This window comes from Bryocella elongata (assembly GCF_900108185.1).
Taxonomy (GTDB): domain Bacteria; phylum Acidobacteriota; class Terriglobia; order Terriglobales; family Acidobacteriaceae; genus Granulicella; species Granulicella elongata.
Genome location: NZ_FNVA01000007.1, coordinates 327,788 through 347,215, shown reverse-complemented (window position 1 = coordinate 347,215; position 19,428 = coordinate 327,788). Strand labels below are relative to the sequence as shown.

The window sequence follows — 19,428 nt, the reverse complement described above, 5'->3', positions numbered from 1 at the left end:
ATATCACCCGATAAATAGCATCAATTGGACTCGCGCTCCCCTCCACCTCATGCTGACGGCACCGGTACAACCGGCGAAGCCTACTTGAATCCACAGGAGATGCCCATGTCAGCTGCCGCCTCTACACAGCCCGCGCCAGATCGCGAGCCTCTGCTCACGGCAGAGGAAGTCGCCGCCCGACTCCACGTCAGCACCGATTGGGTCTGGGATCATTCCTCGCGCAAGTCCCCGCGGTTGCCGGTGATACGCATCGGAGACGGGACCTTGCGATATCGCGCGAGCGGTATCGAAACATTCATCGAAGAGCGGGAGCGCTTGAGCGTGTTGCGTCGACGCGTGAGGTGACGTAAAGCCTACCCCTCCTAACGGAGGACACACCTTTCCTGCCGATCTCCAACGATCCGAATCGTGGCGACCTCGCGTGGCCTATCTCTTTTCTCCAGCGGAAACCGCCGGTAAAATCGAGATAGGCCCTATCCTTTCCCGCCACAGAACTGAGGAAATGAAATGGGTACAACGCACCAACGAGGCTACGTCACGCCTCGCGGAAAGCAGTGGTATGGATACTACCGAAAGGTGGTGAACGATCCGGCCACGAATGAGCAGAAGTCCGTTCGCATTCCAGTGAGCCTCGGCCGAAATCGAAGATGACGAAGACCGAAGCCGGTCAGACCCTGGAACGTGAGATCACGAAACAACTGGGGCAGCCCGGTTCCCCGACCCGAATCATGAACGATGGGTCCGTTACCTTCGCATGGTTTGTCACGAACCGATTCCTGCCACTCAAAGAAGCCGTTTGGAAAGAAGAAACGGCTAAGACCAAGAAGTTCCTCATTCAGTCCGATCTCGTCGAACCCTTGGGCGAGATCCCGCTGGTCAACTTCGACAAGTTCAGCTTGCAACTCCACCTCAACAAGCTGGCCGTAACCGGATCAAAGGACCGTGTCTTGCAGATGCGTGCGTACCTTCGGGATATCTTTGCCGAGGCAGTCGATCAGGACTTCCTCGTCAAGGATCCTGCACGCAAGATCAAAGTGCCTGCACAACTGCGAGCAACGGACACGACAACACTCACATGGAATCAACTTCGGCTGGCTCTCTCGAAGCTCAATCTTCGAGATCGCATCTTGCTTGAGCTTGATATGACCAATGCGCTTCGTCCGAGCGAGTTGTTCGCGTTCCGATGGAAGCGCTTCGACTATGAAGCGTCCACTCTCACGGTCGCGGAGACTGTCTATAAGGGCAACATCCGTGACTGGGGGAAAACGAAGAAGAGTCTCACGGTCATCCATATCCCGCGTGAGCTCGCCGACGATCTGCAAGCGTGGCGACTTGAGTGCGAAGAGCGTGCTCAAGAAGCTGCGGCGAAGGACAAGACGAAGTCGCCGTCTCTGTCTGAGGAGGACTTCATCTTCGCTAATGAAGTCGGAGGGTTCCTGGACACGGACAACTATCGCAAGCGAGTGCTTCACAAACTTGCTCGCGATCTCAACTTGCCGAAGCTCACCTTCCAGGTCATTCGCAGAACTATCGCGACACTGGCCCAGAAAAAGGGGACTGTAACAGATGTGCAGGGGGTCATGCGGCACTCGCGTACCGCGACCACCACGGACGTCTATATGCAGGAGATTCCGGCGAGCGTGCAATCGACGATCAATTCGATTAATCGTGAGTTGCGCGGATTGAGTGCTCCGAATCGGAAAAAGTCGGATTCAACCGGCGCAGTGGTCGAGGGCCGGCGCAAGGCTGCAAAACGCGCGCAAACGTCTCTGACACAAAATGACACAAAGTCGCTAAGGGAAGGAGGAGTGCTGCTTCCTGTAGCTATTTGATTTGTAAGGGGTTGTTTGGTGGACCTGATCGGGATCGAACCGATGACCTCTTCCATGCCATGGAAGCGCGCTCCCAGCTGCGCCACAGGCCCACTCAAGGGAAGGACTTCATTTATTGTCGCTTCTCGGCCGCTTCAAGTCAAACCGGCCCACAGAGGAAAGAGCCTGTGCTGCTGCAACGCCTCTCATCCGCCAAGCCCTGCAGGCTCAGGATCACTTCGTCGGCGGCACGACTTCGATCTGATAGATGTGCTTCCACAGCTTGCCGGTAACGAACATCCTGTCGCCCTTCTGGTCATAGGCTATGCCATTGAGCACGGCCTCCGGGTCGCGCTCTTCTGCATCGGGCTCGAGCCCGGACAGATCAATCCATTCCAGCAAGCGGCCATCACTCGGTGAGATCCTGGCGATGCGATTCGTGTGCCACACGTTCGCGTAGATGCTCCCCTTGATGTACTCCAGCTCGTTCAGCATCGGGACGGGCTGCCCCGCATCCCGCACCGTAATCTGCCGCGTCACCGTGAAGCTAGCCGGATTGCGAAAGCTGAGCGTCGCCGATCCATCGCTGGTGATGATGTCGCTGTCATCCCGAGTCATCCCCCAGCCTTCGCCGCTGTAAGTAAACGAGCCCACCTGTTGCAGCGTTCGGTTTGAGTAGATGATCCCCCGGTGCGCCTGCCAGGTCCATTGGTAGATATACCGCCCCACATCCACAATTCCTTCGCCAAAGAGATCCGGGGAAAGGCCGGCCTTCAGCTTCAGGTCGCCCGTCTTCGGAAAGGTCACCCGCAGCTCCGAATGCCCCTTCAGTCCGGTGCTCTCATAAAACAGCCCGTTCAGGTAGAAGAAGCCTTCGGTGAAGCTGCTGACCGAGTGCGGCAGCGTGGCGACCACGCGGTAGCCCGACACCGGAGCTGGCCTCACGCCGGGCACCGAAGCCTGAACGCTGCTCTCCCCCGGCGTCCTGCAACCCAGCAGGGCCGCGCAGGAAAAGAGCAACTGGTTTGTCGCGGACCATACAAAGCGAGAGACGATCGATGGCATTCGGATCCTGGAAAACATATCTAACGAGACACGATCATCGTAGGGCATGCCCAAATCGCTCTCAGTCCTCGATCGGTGCGAATATCGGGAACAAATCGCTGATTCCCGGTGTCTATTGTGGGGGGTGAGCGAGCACCCCGCCGCCGGCGGCGCACCATATTTTGTGCAGATTCTCGATCTGAATTTCCGCAGCAGAGCAGTCTCAAATCGATGCACCTCCGGGGCGACGCTGGACAGCAACCGCATCGGGGCCCTACTTTAAGCGTCACCCCCCAATTTTGGGGAGACGCCGCTTCAAGCGTCGTGGCAACCGGGCGAGGAACGCGATGAGCGATCTGGCAAGCGCGATTGGAATTCGAGCGGAAGAGCAAAGCCTCGTCGAAGAGCTGAAGGCCGGCTCCGAGCAGGCCTTTGCGCTGCTCATCGCGCAGTACAGCCACCCCATCTACGCCCTCATCGCCCGCAGCCTGCGCGATCCCTCCGACGCCGCCGACGTCACCCAGGAAGTCTTCGTCAAAGTCTTCCGCAACATCCGGACCTTCCACGGCGAAGCCAGCCTCCGCACCTGGATCTATCGCATCGCCCTGCATGAAGCCAGCAACCAGCGTCGCTGGTGGGGACGCCACAAGCGCCTCGAGCTCAGCGTCGACACGCCACAGGAGAACGCCGACGGCGAGACCTTCTGCCTGGCTGACCTGCTGGCCGCAAATGACGCTTCTCCTTTCGACAACGCCGCCCGCAAGCAGCTGCGCGAGCGCGTCGAGGCGGCACTCGAAACCCTGCCCGAGACCTACCGGACGGTAGTGGTATTGCGTGAGATCGAAGGCTTCGGCTATGAAGAGATCGCAGACATGCTGCAGGTCAATCTCGGCACGGTAAAGAGCCGCCTGACCCGTGGCCGCGCCGCGCTGAAGGTCGCCCTGATGCCTCCCAAGGAATCCCCAAGAGAAACTTCGAGGGAAACTTCCACAGCGACTTCTTCCACCCGTCCGACATCTATCCTGAGAGCAGGTACAAGGTGAGTCTGGCAGTGCAGAACGTTTGGAACGAACACGACGCGATCGATGGAATCGATGCGGTGTGTCTCCACGTCCGCGCTTGCTTTGATGACTACCTCGATGGCACCACGACCGGTGTGGAGATGGCCTCCATCGCTACGCACCTTGAGGAATGCGCCCCCTGCGCCCTGGAGTTTGAAGAGCTTCGAAACATGCAGCAGGCGCTGGCCGCCGCTGCTCCGGTACGCGTTCCCGAGCGTCTCCAACAGGACCTTCGCAACGCTCTGAGCCTCGAGCGTACCCGCGGCACCCATCTCCCCCTGCGCAAACAGCTCGCCCTCGCCTGGGATCGCCAACTCGCTCCCCTGGCGCTGCGCTTGGCTGGCGGCCTTTCCGCAACCATCGTCCTGCTCGGCAGCGCTGTCTCGGTTCTTGGCCTCTCCAACGCGGTACTGGCCGACGACGACAACATGGCGCACCTGGTGCAGCCGAGGTACCTGTATTCGCAAGTGCCCCAATCGCCGGTCGAGACCCGCCACGATGTTCCGGTGATCGTCGACGCCATGGTCGACACCCACGGTCGCGTCTACGACTACTCCATCGTCGCCGGCCCCAGGGATCAGGACACCTCCGTCCAGATCGAGCGCAATCTGCTCACCAGCGTCTTTCAGCCCGCAACGTTGTTCGGAGTCCCGGTCAAGGGCCACGTAGTGGTCACCTTTTCGGGTATCTCCGTCCGCGGCTAGGCTAGCCGGTTCTTACCGCTTTCCCCCGGAATCCCCGTTTCCGTCCAGCCATGCGCTGCTTCCCATACACTGTTGGGGTGCGTCACACCTGTACTGTGTCCCGCTTGCTCCCGTTTGCGACATCGCCCTCCAAGGGTTCGTTCTTCCCGATGCGTTTCGCCGTCTCCTCCCTCGCCGCCGGTTCGCTGCTGAGCCTTTCGCTGGCTCTGCCGGCGCAGACCCCGTCAGCTCAAGCTCCGGCCACGCTGAGCAACCAGCAGAAGCCGCAGCCAGCCTCCTCGTCCAGCTCCGACGACCCAACGCTGCCTCCGGGCCAGCAGCAGGGCACCAGCTCTTCGTCCGGCCCCGGTGAGCGCGCCAGCGACCAGACAAACCCCGTGGCCCGCCCGCGCGCCGCGCAGATCCAGCCCGGCAGCTCCTCCGTAACGCTCGAGACCAACGAGCCGCTGTTCGACATGGCCGTCGCGCTCAACGTCTGCGGCTACGACCAGGGCCTCGACCAGTCCATGCCTGTCCGTGCAAAGATCCGCGCCGAGCTCAACAAGGCCCTTGAGGAGTCCGAGGCTGCACGCACCAGCCGCGACGCCGTCTGCCAATACATCCAGCAGCATCGCCAGAATGACTCCGGCCTCAACGTCGGCCAGTATGTCTCGCTCGCGCTCTACCTCTCGCCCCCGCCGGAGCTCACCCCCAACGCGGACGAGACCCAGCTGCCTCCGCAGGCCGCTTCCGTCATCAACATCCTGCCGAAGCTCCGCCAGTTTGCCGAAGACATCGACCTCCACCTGATCTGGATCCGTCATCGCCCTGAGTACGAGGCGCTGATTGCGCGTGTCCACGATCCCATGGCGCAGATGGTGCTCGACACCAACATCTACCTGCACCAGCCGGTCTCCACCTACGACGGCCGCCGCTTCCTCGTGCTGCTTGAGCCCATGCTCGCGCCCGAGATCACCAACGCCCGCATCTACGGCACCGACTACATCGTCCAGATGTCCCCCGACAACTCCGCCGGCGACCCGGTGAGGATGGACGAAATCCGCCACATCTACCTGCACTACACGGTCGAGCCCATGGTCTACAGCCGTGGTTCGGCAATGGAGCGCATTCAGCCCATCCTGCGTGGCGTGCAGGACGCCCCACTCGAGTTCTTCTACAAGTCCGATGCTCCGGCCCTGCTCACCGAATGCCTGATCAAAGGCATCGAAGCCCACCTCTACGTCGTGCCCGGACCGCGCCCCGTCAAGCCGCGCACCATCCACGAACGCTCCGACATGGACGTCTACGAGGCCGAGAAGACCGCCTGGGACAAGGCCAACGACCTCGCCCGCCTCAAACTCATCGATGTCGATGAGGCCCAGGGCTGGGTTCTCACTGAGTACTTCTACAACCAGCTCACCAGCATGAGCCGCATCGGCGATGGCCTGCGCGACGAGATCGCCCCCATGATCTACGGCATGGACGTCCAGCGTGAACTCCACCACGCCGAGCAGGTCCTCTTCGTGAAGACCGTCCCTCCCGACCCGCTGCGGCCGTCCATGCCCCAGGCCCGTCAGCTCACAGCGATGGACCGCGCCGAAATCCTGCTGATGCAGGGTCACGACGGCGACGCCGCCGACCTCGCCGACAAGGCGATGGCCGACCCCAAAGGCGACCACGCCCACGCCCAGTATGTCCTCGCCCGCGTGGAACTCATGCAGGGACACCCCGACGAAGCTCTTGAAGGCTTCACCAGGACCCTCGATCTCAGCAAGGCCTCTGCTGCTCCCGATCCCCGCACCGTCGCTTGGGCGCACATCTACCTCGGCCGACTCTACGACTCCGAGAGCACCCCCGAGCGCGCCAAAGCCGTCGCCGAGTACAAAGCTGCACTCGCCTCCCGCGACAGCCGTCCCGACACGAAGGCCGCCGCCGAGGCTGGCATCGCCAGGCCCTACAAGCTGCCCCAGCGCGCCCAGAAGTCCAGCTCCGACGATGACGACGACAAGGACTTCGATCCCACCGGTAAGAAGGAGAAGGACTCCTACCAGCCCGACCCACCGCCGTCCAAGCCGCCCGTCGGCACCCCGCCGAACTAGGCTGTATTGATCGATTCGGCGGGCTCTGGACTGATGAAATGCTGAAAAATGTGTCATCCCGAGCGGAGCGTAGGGAAGTCGAGGGACCTGCTGTTTGCCGGTGCGGGCAAACAGCAGGTTTCTCCGCTACGCAGGACGATGAAACTATCCCGCTCCGGTCGAAATGACACATCGTGGATCATTCGAGAAACCTGGGGCTTCAGCCCCTGAAGTACGGCGCCCCGTCCCGCGCGTAGAGTAGAAAGCTGAAGAGCGATGAGCACCCGCAAGCGCAAAGCCGAGCCCGAGCCGACCCCAACGGACACGCCCCCCTCGCGATGGGCGGAGCTCGAGGACCGGCTGGAGTACCGCTTCCGCCGTCCCGAGCTGATCGAGCTCGCGCTCACGCATCGCTCCTTCCCCTACGAAGGCGGCCAGACCGCCGCAACCCTCGCCATCCAGCAGACCAACGGCTGGCGCGAGCCCCGCAACGTTCCCGGCACCGACAACGAGCAGCTCGAGTTCCTCGGCGACGCCGTGCTCGGCCTCATGGTCACCGAAGCTCTCTTCTCCGAGTTCCAGCAGTGCGGCGAAGGCGACCTCACCCGACTGCGCGCCAGCCTCGTCAGCCGCAAGCGCATGGCCGAGATGGGCGAGCAGCTCGACCTCGGCAAGCACCTGCTCCTTGGCCGCAGCGCCGAACTCAACGGCATCCGCAAGAAGCCCACCGTCCTCGCCAATGCAGCCGAGGCCATCATCGCCGCCATGTACCTCGACGCCAGCGCTCCCGGCGGAGAACATGCCGCCACGGCAGGCTTCGGACCGGTCCGCCGCATCGTCGAGCGCTATCTCCTCGGCCCCGAGCGCGAGAACCTGCACCGCGAGCTCGAAGCCTCCGGCGAGGGCCGCGCCCTGCGCGACCACAAGACCCTGCTGCAGGAGCGCGTCCAGGCCGCCGGCTCCGGAAAGCTCAAGTACGTCGACATCGGCGAGAGCGGCCCGGCCCACCAGAAGCGGTTCGCCGTCGAAGCCCACCTCGAGACCGACGACGGCGTGCGGATCCTCGCCTCCGCAGAAGGTCCCAGCAAGAAGGAAGCGCAGCAGCGTGCCGCAGCTCTCGCTCTCGAAGAGCTTGGGCCAGCCGAGGTCGCCGCAACCCGGGGCGTCGCGTGAGATCCGGTCCGCACTACGGCCCGGTCGCGATGGTGCGCTCGCTGGCCGAGATGCTGATCATCGCGCTCTTCCTGCTCACCTTCGTCATCCAGCCCTTCCGCATTCCATCCGCTTCCATGCAGCCCACGCTCAACGTCGGCGACTTCCTGCTCGTCGACAAGCGCTCCTACGCCGCCGAAGGCAGGCTTGGCAGCATGCTTCTCCCCGCCACCCCGGTGCATCGCGGCGATCTCGCCGTCTTCCTCTTCCCTCCCGACCCGTCGCGCCACCTCGTCAAGCGCGTCATCGGCCTCCCAGGCGACCGCATCCGCCTCCGCGATGGCCGCGTGCTGGTCAACGGTCAGCCCATCTCCGAGAGCTACGCGGTCTATGCTCCCTCACGGCCTAACCTCTTTCGGGACGAATTTCCCAATCTCCGCGAAGCCGATCCCGACGTCGATGAGCATTGGTGGCTGATGCTGCGCCGGTCGATCGTGGGCGCGGACGTGGTTGTCCCCCCTGACCACTACTTCGTCCTCGGCGACAACCGCAACAACAGCGAAGACAGCCGCTACTGGGGCTTCGTGCCGCAGGCGAACATGGTGGGACGCCCGCTGGTGGTGTACTTCTCCACCTCCTGGAAGAGCGGCCAGACCGCCGAAGCTCGCCAGTTCGAGCCGACTCCGCCACCACCGGCCTCCACGCTTGGCCGCCTCGGCAAGGTCCTCGGCGATGGCTTCCGCGCCGCGCGCATCCTGCGCTAGAAGCCGTCCCAGGGCCCGTTCCGGCAACAGCAACTCGCTCTCAGCTCCGCGAATCTCCGGTCCCACCCTCCCACCCAGCGGTTACACTGAGGCGAGCCCGTTTCGCGCCCGGCGCGGACCCGCCAGGAGATTGGAACGACTGTGAGCACCACCCCCCTGAACCCGGTCACTGAGCCTCAGACGATCCACTCCACCGAACCGGAGCTGCAGACCGAGACCCCGCTCGAGGCCATTGCGTCCATCGCCTTCGTGCTCGCCATCGGCCTGTGGGTCATGGGCTTCGTCTTCCAGAACTTCGTCATCCCCTCGGGCTCCATGGAGAAGACGCTGCTCATCGGCGATCACGTCGTCGTCGATCGCGAGACGCTCTCTCCCGCAACCACCTGGGCGCCCTTCGTGCACTATCGCCCCGTACAGCGCGGCGACATCATCGTCTTCTTCAAGCCCAATCCCGAGAGCCCCGACCTGATCCTGGTCAAGCGCGCCATGGCCATCGCCGGTGACCACATCCACCTCGAGCACGGCCACGTCTTCATCAACGGCAAGCCCGTCCAGGAAGGATTCGCGCGCATGCCCGATGATTCTCAGCCCGGTGCGCAGGACGGCTACATCCCCTACCGTGACGACTTCCCCGCCATCACTCCGGACTACGGCCAGCAGCTGACCGAAGTCTGGCGGCAGGAGCTGCCCACACGCATCGTCAACGGCGACGTCGTCGTCCCCCCGGGCAAGGTCTTCGCCATGGGCGACAACCGCACCGAGTCTCTCGACAGCCGCTACTGGGGCTTCGTTCCCGTCGAGAACATCATGGGCCGGCCCCTCTTCGTCTACTGGTCCTTCCTCACCCCCGCGGACGAAGAAAACAAGACCAGCACCGGAGAGCGCGTCAGCTTCATGTTCCATGTCCTGATCCACATCTTCGACCAGACCCGTTGGTCGCGGACGCTTCACGTCGTGAAGTAGGCCGCATCTCCTGAAGGCGCGACACGAAGCCGCCGCCTTCACGTCCGTCCTCCCCGCGAAGACGGTGCGGCACGCTCGTTCAAGCTCTCAGCAACAGGAGATTCGTTTTAGATGTCGGCCTGGGGCAGTATCGATCCGGTCCTCGATGAAGATCTCGCCAGGGGCATGCGCCCACGGCGCTGGCACTGGCTTGTGCTGCTGGGCATACTCGTCCTGCTGGGATTGCTGATCCTTACGCCCCCGATGCTTAACGTGAACCGCTACCAGCGGCGTATTGCAGCCAGCATCAGCGCAAGCCTCGGCCGCCCGGTTCACCTCGATCGCGTCTCCCTGCACCTGCTGCCCATGCCGGGCTTCACGCTGGAGAACCTCGTCGTCAGCGAAGACCCCCACTTCGGATTCGAGCCCATCATCCGCGCCAACGTCGTCGAAGCCACCCTGCGCCCCAGCTCCCTGTGGCGTCGCCAGGTGGAGTTCTCCACCATCCGATTCGTCGAGCCCAGCCTCAACCTCGTCCGCGACGCCGACGGCAAGTGGAACCTCGAGAGCCTGCTCATGCACGCCTCGCAGCTCGACACCGCCCCCACCTCGCAGCCCAAAGCCGGTACGTCCCCACGCTTTCCCTACATCGAAGCCACCGGCGCTCGCGTGAACCTCAAGGTGGGCGCGGAGAAGATGCCCTTCTCCCTCACTGATGCCGACTTCGCCCTTTGGCTTCCTTCCGCGCAGCAGTGGCGCATCCGTCTCGACGCCAAGCCCGCCCGCACCGACACCAACATCTCCGACCCCGGCATGCTCCGCGTGGAAGGCTCCCTGCAACGCGCGCCCACGCTCGCCGGGGTCCCCGTTGACCTGCAGCTGACCTGGCGCGATGCCCCGCTCGGCGAAGCCAGCCGCATCGTCACCGGGCAGGACGCCGAGTGGCGCGGCACCCTGCACATCGACGTCGCCGTGGCCGGCGGCCTGGGACACGCCACCGTCCGTGCCCATGCCACGGTCAACGACCTCCGCCGCGCCGACTTCCTCCCCGCAAATCCGCTCGATCTCAGCATCCGCTGCGACGGCACGTTGAACATCACCGATGCGGGCCTCGAAAACGCCGCCTGTGGCGTCGCCACCCCCCAGGCCCACGGCTTTGACCAGCCCGGAGCCGTAGAGGCGAAGGCTGCAAAGCTCGACATCCTCGGCCTGCGCGGCTCAGGCCTTGCAGTCACGATGACCCACGTGCCCGACAATTACCTGCTCGAGTGGGCCAAGCTCTTCAGCCGCCGCATGCAGGCGATCCACGCTCCTGAAGGCGCCATCTCCGCCACCGGCGAGTGGATCCCAGCCGAGAACGGCCAGCCAGGCTGGTGGAAGGGCGAAGCTCACGGCGAGCTGCCGCCCGCCTCTGTGGCCGACCCGCGACTCGCCGCGCCCACCATCGCTGGCACGCCCCAGGGCTTCGCTCTGGGCGCCATCAACGTCGCTGCAGAAGGCAAGCCCGCCCTCAACCTCAGCGGCCTCGCCACGCAGGGCTCCTACAGCTTCACACTGACCGGCTCCGCCACCCCGCAGGAGATCCGCGACTACATCGCCATGGCTCCGCCGCTCGGCGACAATCTGGACCAAACCTGGGCCCCGCTGGCGCCCGCCAAGCCCGACGCAAAGGCTTCCGATGCAAAGTCCGCGGACACCAAGGCTGCGAAGGACGAACCCGCCAAAGCCGTGCCCATCAACATCACCTGCGGACGCCCCTGGGGCGGCCCTCAGACCTGCGTAGCCACTGCGCCCCCAGCCACCGGGAAGGCCAAAGGCAAGCACAAGCGTTAGCGAGATCGCGACAAGAGCTCTCCTACTTCAGTGGATGTCCCGGCAGCGTTCCCAGCCAATCCAGCACCGTCTGCGACAGCTCCAGCCGCTTGTCCGAGTACGAATGGTCCGTCGCGTAGTGGACCTTCACCACCTTCGTGTTGCCAGCCTTCGCAGCGGCATCAGCCATCGCGTTATCCGCATCCGCCAGCCCATCGTCCGACGACACCACCAGCAGCGGCACATGATTCAGCTTCGCGGCGCTCGTGCGGAAGGCCCACGCCACGCGATGCTCAATGGCTTCCTTCGCCAGGCTCTCGGGTGTGCACCCGGCCAACGGAGCCATGCCCTCTGCAGCCAGTGACTCAGCAACTTTCTTCTCTACGATCGGCATGGCCTGTGGCGGAAAGTTCTCCGGGATGCGCCCGGTCATGTCCGCTCCAGAGATGATCCCCACGCCCAGCAGATCATGGTCCACCGCGCCTGTCTCGAGAGCCATCCAGCCGCCCATGCTGTGCCCCACCACGGCGATGCGCTTGGGGTCCAGCCGCAGCTTCGCCGCGTTCGCCGGATCGCGCAGGTACGCCAGCGCCGCGGGCACATCTTCCATCGTGTGCTCGAAGCTGAAATCCCCAGGCGAGCCCCACGAGCCGCGATAGTCGAAGTAAAGAACATCCCAGCCCGCGCGGCGAATGTCCTGCGCCAGGTCGAGGTTCTTCTCGTTCCCTGGAAATCCATGCAGCAGCACCACCGCAGGATGCGGCCCGGCGCCCGCAGCCGTATACACGAACGCATTCAGCAAGGCTCCATGGCTCGGCAGCTGAAACGTCTCGATTCCTGCCGGAACCGGCCCGGACGCAGCTTGCGCAGCAACACAGGTTGAGGAGATCGCGACGGCAAGCAGCGAGCAGAAGAGCACAGACGAACGGCGGATCAGCATAGGTTGTCCTCGGGGTCTCCGAACATCCTAACCTTGACTCCGCCGTCTGCCATCGCTCTTTCAGCGCTTGTTCTGCGTCGGCCTACTTCGGTGCGACGTCCAGCGTGCGGATATGTTGCGACGTCCGGACCTCCGGCACGCTTCCATCATTCAGCAGCACCTGGGTTGGCGCTCCTTCCACCAGGATCCGAACCACCGCCTGCGAGTACGGCGGAATCCGCATCCGGTCCGCGTGCGTCAGGTTTCCCGAGCGCACCACCACCGGAACGTCCGCCGTCGCTCCACCGTCGTTCTTCACCGACACCGCCACCAGCCAGCCCGAATCGTGTCCCTTGCCCGCAGGCAGAGACCGCGGTGTCACATCGATGAAGCTCAGGTCCGGCAGCCCCGGATCATTCAGCACCCAGTCGTGGAAAAGCCACGACAGGTCCTTCGTGCCCGTCTTCTCCAGCAGCTTCTCAAACGCCACGGCCTGTTCTTCAGCGCTACCGTGCGAGGGAGGCTCCGTCACCAGTGTCTTGATCGCCGCACTCAGCGCCTCGTCCCCAATCAGCGAACGCAGCATCCAGAAAACCGCCGCCGCCTTGCGCCGGTAGTACACCTCCGACGTCGCCGCGATCAGCGGCTGGCCCTTTGCCGCATCCGGAGCGTTCGCAGCCTCCTGCGAATCGAACTCCGGCTCCGCAATCAACAACGGCCGCAGCAGGTCATTCAGCTGCGCTATGGCCGTATCGCGATCATGCTGGCTCTCCGTCACCACCAGCGAGGCAAAGCCCGAGAGCCCCTCGTCGATCCACGGCTGCCCCGTCTGCACCCACGCGTGCGCCATGCTGTAGACCAGCGCCGACGGATCTTCCCGCGAAGCCAGCGCAGCGGCCGGAGCAACCACCAGCGGCCCATCCTCAAAGGCTTGCCCGCGATGATCCACAATCGTGAGCGCCGAGAGCGGATGCGTCCCGAACCAGTCCTGGATCACCGGCGCAACGTTCTCCGCTGCGTCCCGAAGCTGGTTCGTGATCAGGTCGCTCGCGCCCGAAACCGCCAGCAACGGCGGCCCTTGCCGCCCTTCCGTTTCCGACGCCACGACCGGCTCCGGCTTCGCAGCTTCAACCACGGGAGCGGCCGCTGCACTTGCCCCGGCCGCACTAGAACCCGCCGCGCTCGAACTCTCCGTCTTCGCGCTGTACATCGGTGCCGCCGTCACCATCGGAGGCGGCGGCGCCACACCCAGCGGAAGCGCCGCGGTCAACGTCTCCTTGTCACTCAGCACAAACAGGCTGAGCGCGCGGTAGCCCATCGGCTCCGCGGCAAACTCTGTCGTGGCGATCCCCGCGTTCGTCGCCACCGGCGCATCCGCATTGTCCGAGATCGCCTTCAACTCCGCGCGCCGGCCGTTGAAGTACGCTGCCACAGGGGCCTCGCCCTGAAACTCCACCGCAAGACGCAGCCGCACGCTGGCCTGCGCCTCCCGGAGCCGCATCCGGCCAATCGCTTCGAACAGCTCATTGCCCTGTCCCAGGAAGTACTGCGGCGAGCTCACTGGGTACCACAGCACATCGCCGAAGCCCCGCAGCGCAATCTCGCGCGGCCCCGCTGAATCCCAGTCCGCATCGGCGGCCTGCGTGGCATTGGCGCCAATGCGAGCCAGCCGCGAGCCATTCTGCGTGACCGCGCCGGAGTAGAACGCATCCAGCTTCAGCGTCCCGCCCGGCGCCAGCGGCGCAGGCAGCGCCAGCACCAGCTCGTTGGCCCTTCCGGTGTGATCGGTGTCCGTCTCCAGCAGGTGCTGCGCTACGGCCAGCTTCTGCGTCCCCGCCGGCGTCACCAGCGACACCGAGTCCCACTTCAGCGTCGACGAGACCTGCAGCGCGAGCCGCGTCATCGGCTCTTTGCCGTCGTTGCGCACCGTCAGCACCGCACGCATCGCCAGCCGCGAACGCGCAGGCGTCAGCCGAGCGTCCAGGTCATAGCCCGTGATCGTCAGCGCGGACCGCTCGGCGTCACTCAGCTCCGGGCCAGTCGGCTTCTCTGCTTCGCCAATCTGCGCAGGAGCCGCATCCGGCTCTCCAGGATTCGACGAAGAGCTGCTGGACATCCCGTTATCAGCGCCCTGTGCGGGAAGCGGCTCCACGCCCGTCTGGTCCGGAGCCTCCGGCGCATCACCGTGACTCTGAAAGAGAACCTGACCTTTGGGAGGCGCCGGCGCCTGTTCGCCATCGGGCTTCTGCTCACTTTGAGGCGTCTGAGCCGGCGTCGTGCTGGGCGTGCTGCTTCCGGTGGAGGGCGCCGTCTGCGCCCCCACAAACTGCGTGGCGCCAGCGAGCAACATCACCGCCGGCAGCCGAAGAAATCCTTGCATCAGGAACCTAAACCCTTTCGCGGCTTCTTGGCTTTGGACTCCGCCGCCACGGGCTGGGCAGCAGAGCCCGGCCGCCGCTGACGCAGCGCCTCATACATCACCACCGCACCCGCCACCGACACATTCAGCGAGCTCACACTCCCCGCCATCGGGATCCGCAGCAGATAATCGCAGGTCTTCTTCACCAGATCGTGAAGCCCCGCACCCTCCGCGCCCAGCACGAGGCAGACATCCTGCCTGAAGTCGAAGTCCGAATAGTCCGGCGTGCCGCGCTCATCCAGCCCGACGACCCACACATTGCTCTTCTTCAGCACCTCGAGCGTCCGTGTCAGGTTCGTCACCTTGGCGATCCGCACATGCTCGCTCGCGCCAGCCGAAGTCTTCGCCACCACCGCCGAAATCGGCGCGGACCGCCGCTCCGTAAGGATCACCCCATCCACGCCCGAGCCATCGGCCGAACGCAGCAGGGCCCCCAGGTTGTGCGGGTCCTCGACCCCATCCAGCGCCAGGAAGAACCTGTGCCCCGAAGGCCCTGCCGGAGCTTCCAGCAAGTCCTCCAGCGCCAGGAACTTGCGCTCCTGCACGAACGCGACGACGCCCTGGTGCAGATCCGTCTTGGTGTGCCGGGTCAGCTGCTCCCGCGGCTCCGTGACCACACGCACGCGCTTTTCGCGGCAGAGCTCGAGAATGCGCTCCAGCTTGGGATCGCGCCGGGCCTCGCGCTCGCGAGCCACTGCCACGTGATCCAGCCGCCGCAGCCCGGAGCGCAGCGCCTCTTCCACCGGGTGCAAACCGTAGAGAACGTCCATCCCTCTAGTGTAGCCGCGACAGCTCAGCCGGGCGTGGTCAGAAACGCCAGTCCAGTCCCACCGCCGCCCGCACGTTGTTCTGCCTCTGGGAGTTGACCCAGAACGGAGTCCAGTCCGCCTCGAGACGCACCGCGCACCGCGAGGTGATCGGGTAGTCGAGGCCTCCGCCGGCATCCAGGCCGAAGTAGCCTTGCCAGCCCGTGCTCGCGGTCGTCGAGGCATCGGCAGCAGGCTCGCTCCCACTGCCGAGAACACGCGGCATGCCCTGCCCGTTCGTGCTCGCTGTGGTCGAGTTCGAAGCGCTCTTCAACACGCGCCCGAGCATCACCCGCGCGTAGGGCTGGATCCGCGTGACCCGCAGCGTCACCGCCGGGCCGCCCATCACGCTGTAATACTGAGAGTCTTTCCCCGGCTGGCTCACGTAATACCCACCCAGATCGACCATGGCGCCGATCCACGGGTGCGAGTCATAAGGAAAGTTCGCCAGCGTGGCATTCCAGCCCCCGACATTTCCCGTGGACGTGCCCGAAAGCACCCGCGCATACGATCCGCCCAGCGAAAAATCCCAGTTCGTCGAGCTGTCCAGGTACGCTCCGCCACCCGAGGGCGGCGCCTGGCTTACTCCCGTGTGGCACAGCAACATGGACGACCCGAACAAGAGGGCAATACGCATCAATCCTGAGAGCTTCATCTGTTTCTCCGCTTCGCTCTGGCGTTTCGGCGGCAACTGCCGCGCGAATCGCGCTTTTGCTCCACAGTAGGACAGAGAAAAACGCCCACAAATCCCACCTTGGTAGGCACCTGCACAACCTTGGTGGCGTTCCCGGCATTCCCCCGGCTGCGGGATCCCCGGACCGGCTGATATCCTCTATTGCAACCCCGTTACAAACCTTTACCGCACGATAACCGTGCTTCAGAGACTATTTCCATATGGGAGACGTCATACCGGACATGAGGGGCGCTGTTTCCAGTGCGATCGCTTTGGCCCACGCGGGCGAGCTGGATAACGCAGCCATTGCACGCGGACTCAAGCGTCATGACACCGAGCTGCTCGATTACCTGATCGAGACCTATCAGCACCGTCTGATGCGCTACCTGATGTTCCTCACCAGCCGCCGCGAGGTCGCCGAGGATCTCTTCCAGGAAGTCTGGATCCGCGTCCTCAAGCGTGGCTCGCAGTATGACGGGCGTGCCCGCTTCGATACCTGGATCTTCACGATTGCGCGCAATCTGGTCATCGACCTGTCGCGTAAGCGTGTTATGGCTTCCCTCGACGAGATGCGCGAAGGCGGAGACGACGAACGCCCCTTCGAGATCGTCGAAGACAGCCCAAGTCCGCTCGACCAGTTCGAGTTCCGCGAGAACGCCGCCGAGCTCCAGAAGGTCATGCTGACACTCGAGCCCAGCTACCGCGAGGTGCTCAGCCTGCGCTTCCACGAGGAGATGGCCCTCGAGGAGATCTCGCAGGTCACACGGGCTCCGCTCTCCACCGTCAAGTCCCGCCTCTATCGCGGTCTTGCCGCACTAAAACCTGAACTGACCCGCCTGCGGGCGCTGCGAATTTCGGAGGCTGATCGATGAACGACGGGCCACGCACTCCCGATAATTCCTTCATGAACGGTGCGCGATCTTCGGTGGTGAACCGCACCCACCGCGTCATCCGCGAACAGGCTTTGGTGATGCAGGCTCAGCGCCGCCGCCAGCGCAGCCTCTGGGTTCCCATCGGTCTTTGCTCCACCCTGCTGATCTCCATCTGCTATGCAGTGTGGTTCCTGATGGACAGCAACGACATCACCCCGACAGGCGTGCCGGATGCCAGCGACCAGATGTTCCTGATCACCATCTGGTCTCTCCCCATTACCGTCGCCCTGTTGCTGATGGTATGGTTCCGTCTCGGGCGCACACGCCACGCAGATAACTTCGAGGCTCGGTAATGAACGGCTGGTTGAGCGGACGCCAGGATAACGGCGCGAACTTCGGTGACGATGAGCTGCGGATGATCCCGCGCTGGGCCATGGTCGGCGCTGTACTCGTCTTCGCCGCCATGCAATGGGTCTTCCACGTCGTCATGCCGCACCACAAGCATGAGGTCCTGGCCCTCCGGCTGATGATGAGCTACACGTGGGGCGCCCTCTGGGCGAGCTACGTGCTCCTTATCGGCTACGTCAGCCGCGACACCCAGCGCCGTGGCATGAGCCCCGCCCTCTGGATGCTCGTCTGCATGATCCTGCCCGGCGGCATCGGCGCGGTAGTGTACTTCCTGCTCCGCCAGCCTGAGCTCTCCCGCTGCCCCAACTGCGCGACCTCCATCGCGTCGAGCTATAACTTCTGCCCGCAGTGCCAGTTCCAGACCGCCCCGGTCTGCGGCATCTGCCACCGCGGCGTGCGCATCACCGACGTCTACTGCACCCAGTGCGGGCACGACCTTGCCTCCGACGGCGCGCCACAACGCCTCCGCGTCTACTCGGACGGCGACTAATCCGCTAGATTCCCGGTAGACTGGCTCCATGCGTCATGCAATTCTGGGCGCCCTCCTGCTGGTTGCAGCCGTTCCTGCGATCGGCTGCCGGGCCCGAACCGTCACGAAGAAAGAGATGACCGGCACCTGGGTGGGAACCGACATCCACGGGCACCCGCTCACTCCTCCGGCTACACCTACCATCGAGCTTCATTCCGACGGCACCTTCTCCGCCAGATACATTCCTCCATCCGGCTCGGATCCGGAACCTTCGGCAGGTTCCGGCAAATGGACGCTTCCGGTTGAGGATCGCCAGCAACGGCTGCTCCTGGCATTTTCCGCAGGACAACAAGGCGTTCCAGCCGGAGGCTATGGAATGTCCCTCTTCGTCGATCATCACGCCGGCCAGATTCTCATCATTGAATACCTGGGCGATCCTGACGACGGCCAGCCTGTTGCCTTCGTGAAGCAATGAGGGCGGCCTGCTCACCCACAGGCCCGGATCCTTCATCAACGCGCGTAGAATCAGACTCGAGCCGCAGACAGCGGCCCCTTCCGATGGCCCCTCCGCTCACAGCGCTGATCATCGATGACGAGCCTCTGGCCCGGCAGGAGCTGCAGTACCTCCTGGACGCCGCCGGGGACGTGAACGTGCTCGCGCAGGTCTCCAACGGCATCGACGCCGTCGACCAGATCCGCACCCTCAAGCCCGATGTCGTCTTCCTCGACGTGCGCATGCCCGGCCTCGATGGCTTCGCTGTGCTCCGCAAGGTCCTCGCGCTCGACAAGCGCGCCCGCCTGCCCGAGGTTGTCTTCGCCACAGCCTTCGACCAGTACGCCGTCCGCGCCTTCGAGGTCAACGCCGTCGACTACCTGCTGAAGCCCTTCGATGCCAGCCGTGTCGTCAAAACGCTGGACAAGGTTCGCGCGCGGCTCTCAGCTACCGCCATCGATCGTGCCGCCGATCGCCCCCACGAGCCCGTACCCGAGCTCGCGCCCACCTTGCGTGTCACCGAGTCCGCCGAAGACGATGGCGACTTCGAGGAGACCGTCACCGATGTTGCTGCGGGCTCTACACGCGGCACCATCGCCGGCATCGTGGCCGGAGCCGAAGCCAAGCTCGATGCCCTGCTCCGCATGATCGAACGCAACGGCCAGCCCCTGCGCAGCGGCAAGGTCGTCGTCCGCACCCAGAACCGCCTGCTGCTCGTCGATCAGAAGGACGTCTGCTTTGCTTCCATCGAAGAGGGTCGCATCTCCGTCGTCACCAACACAGTCGAAGGCGACTCCAACTGCCGCACCCTCGAGGAGCTGATGGACCAGCTTGACCCCGAGCAGTTCTGGCGCGCGCATCGCAGCTACGTCGTCAACATCCAGCACATCCGCGAGGTTGTGCCGTGGTTCAAGTCGACTTACCAGCTCCGCATGGATGACCGCAAACAGACCGAAGTCCCGGTCAGCCGCTCACAAACGAAGCGGCTGCGCGAGCTCTTCAACCTGTAACGCTGCATCCGC

Annotated in this window: 18 protein-coding genes and 1 tRNA gene; 13 read left to right on the top strand and 6 right to left on the bottom strand. The window is 64.1% G+C overall.

Going from position 1 to position 19,428, the window contains the following annotated elements:
- The first annotated feature begins 647 nt into the window (after positions 1-647).
- Entirely contained in the window at positions 648-1,832 is a 1,185-nt protein-coding gene (locus tag C4S68_RS19600; RefSeq protein WP_103934791.1) for a site-specific integrase, read from the top strand.
- A 16-nt stretch (positions 1,833-1,848) separates the two neighbouring features.
- Here C4S68_RS19600 and C4S68_RS19595 read toward each other — a convergent pair.
- Both C4S68_RS19595 and C4S68_RS19590 read right to left on the bottom strand, forming a co-directional pair.
- Positions 1,849-1,924, bottom strand: a tRNA-Ala gene (locus C4S68_RS19595).
- A 121-nt stretch (positions 1,925-2,045) separates the two neighbouring features.
- The gene (locus C4S68_RS19590) at positions 2,046-2,876 is read right to left on the bottom strand and encodes a glutaminyl-peptide cyclotransferase (RefSeq protein WP_103934790.1); all 831 of its coding nucleotides are present in this window, start codon (positions 2,874-2,876) and stop codon (positions 2,046-2,048) included.
- A 326-nt stretch (positions 2,877-3,202) separates the two neighbouring features.
- On the opposite strand from C4S68_RS19590, the gene C4S68_RS19585 reads away from it, so the two are divergent.
- From C4S68_RS19585 to C4S68_RS19555, 7 genes are all read left to right on the top strand, one after another.
- Positions 3,203-3,898, top strand: a complete 696-nt coding sequence (locus C4S68_RS19585) for a sigma-70 family RNA polymerase sigma factor (RefSeq protein WP_103934789.1) — start codon at positions 3,203-3,205, stop codon at positions 3,896-3,898.
- Between the two features lie 8 nt (positions 3,899-3,906).
- On the top strand, positions 3,907-4,620 hold the full coding sequence (locus C4S68_RS19580; RefSeq protein ID WP_160115248.1) for an anti-sigma factor family protein: 714 nt from the start codon (positions 3,907-3,909) through the stop codon (positions 4,618-4,620).
- 149 nt (positions 4,621-4,769) lie between these two features.
- Positions 4,770-6,698, top strand: a complete 1,929-nt coding sequence (locus C4S68_RS19575) for a tetratricopeptide repeat protein (RefSeq protein ID WP_103934787.1) — start codon at positions 4,770-4,772, stop codon at positions 6,696-6,698.
- Between the two features lie 255 nt (positions 6,699-6,953).
- Entirely contained in the window at positions 6,954-7,850 is an 897-nt protein-coding gene (gene rnc / locus C4S68_RS19570; RefSeq protein ID WP_103934786.1) for a ribonuclease III, read from the top strand.
- Positions 7,847-8,593: a signal peptidase I gene (lepB, locus tag C4S68_RS19565; protein ID WP_146072236.1), complete on the top strand. Its 747-nt coding sequence runs from the start codon at positions 7,847-7,849 to the stop codon at positions 8,591-8,593. Before rnc ends, lepB (C4S68_RS19565) begins: the two co-directional genes overlap by 4 nt.
- A 141-nt stretch (positions 8,594-8,734) precedes the next feature.
- Positions 8,735-9,556 (top strand): signal peptidase I, encoded by an 822-nt coding sequence (gene lepB, locus C4S68_RS19560; RefSeq protein WP_235011726.1) that lies wholly within the window; start codon positions 8,735-8,737, stop codon positions 9,554-9,556.
- 111 nt (positions 9,557-9,667) lie between these two features.
- On the top strand, positions 9,668-11,368 hold the full coding sequence (locus C4S68_RS19555) for an AsmA family protein (RefSeq protein ID WP_103934784.1): 1,701 nt from the start codon (positions 9,668-9,670) through the stop codon (positions 11,366-11,368).
- Between the two features lie 22 nt (positions 11,369-11,390).
- Here C4S68_RS19555 and C4S68_RS19550 read toward each other — a convergent pair whose 3' ends face one another.
- From C4S68_RS19550 to C4S68_RS19535, 4 genes are all read right to left on the bottom strand, one after another.
- A complete protein-coding gene (locus C4S68_RS19550; protein WP_103934783.1) occupies positions 11,391-12,287 on the bottom strand; it encodes an alpha/beta hydrolase family protein in 897 nt (298 codons plus the stop codon).
- 82 nt (positions 12,288-12,369) lie between these two features.
- Positions 12,370-14,646 (bottom strand): gluzincin family metallopeptidase, encoded by a 2,277-nt coding sequence (locus C4S68_RS19545; protein WP_103934782.1) that lies wholly within the window; start codon positions 14,644-14,646, stop codon positions 12,370-12,372.
- Entirely contained in the window at positions 14,646-15,455 is an 810-nt protein-coding gene (gene rlmB, locus C4S68_RS19540; RefSeq protein WP_103934781.1) for a 23S rRNA (guanosine(2251)-2'-O)-methyltransferase RlmB, read from the bottom strand. The genes C4S68_RS19545 and rlmB overlap by 1 nt, the downstream gene beginning before the upstream one ends.
- Before the next feature lie 37 nt (positions 15,456-15,492).
- The gene (locus tag C4S68_RS19535) at positions 15,493-16,146 is read right to left on the bottom strand and encodes a hypothetical protein (RefSeq protein WP_103934780.1); all 654 of its coding nucleotides are present in this window, start codon (positions 16,144-16,146) and stop codon (positions 15,493-15,495) included.
- A gap of 260 nt (positions 16,147-16,406) precedes the next feature.
- On the opposite strand from C4S68_RS19535, the gene C4S68_RS19530 reads away from it, so the two are divergent.
- The 5 genes from C4S68_RS19530 (at position 16,407) to C4S68_RS19510 (ending at position 19,416) form a co-directional block, all read left to right on the top strand.
- On the top strand, positions 16,407-17,036 hold the full coding sequence (locus tag C4S68_RS19530) for an RNA polymerase sigma factor (protein ID WP_103934779.1): 630 nt from the start codon (positions 16,407-16,409) through the stop codon (positions 17,034-17,036).
- Positions 17,033-17,389, top strand: coding sequence for a hypothetical protein (locus tag C4S68_RS19525; protein ID WP_103934778.1), 357 nt, complete (start codon positions 17,033-17,035; stop codon positions 17,387-17,389). The genes C4S68_RS19530 and C4S68_RS19525 overlap by 4 nt, the downstream gene beginning before the upstream one ends.
- An 11-nt stretch (positions 17,390-17,400) precedes the next feature.
- Positions 17,401-17,934 (top strand): zinc ribbon domain-containing protein, encoded by a 534-nt coding sequence (locus C4S68_RS19520; protein ID WP_327333878.1) that lies wholly within the window; start codon positions 17,401-17,403, stop codon positions 17,932-17,934.
- A 28-nt stretch (positions 17,935-17,962) separates the two neighbouring features.
- Complete coding sequence (locus tag C4S68_RS19515; protein ID WP_103934776.1) at positions 17,963-18,388, top strand: META domain-containing protein; 426 nt, start codon at positions 17,963-17,965, stop codon at positions 18,386-18,388.
- Between the two features lie 83 nt (positions 18,389-18,471).
- The gene (locus tag C4S68_RS19510) at positions 18,472-19,416 is read left to right on the top strand and encodes a LytR/AlgR family response regulator transcription factor (RefSeq protein WP_103934775.1); all 945 of its coding nucleotides are present in this window, start codon (positions 18,472-18,474) and stop codon (positions 19,414-19,416) included.
- The last annotated feature ends 12 nt before the right edge of the window (positions 19,417-19,428 follow it).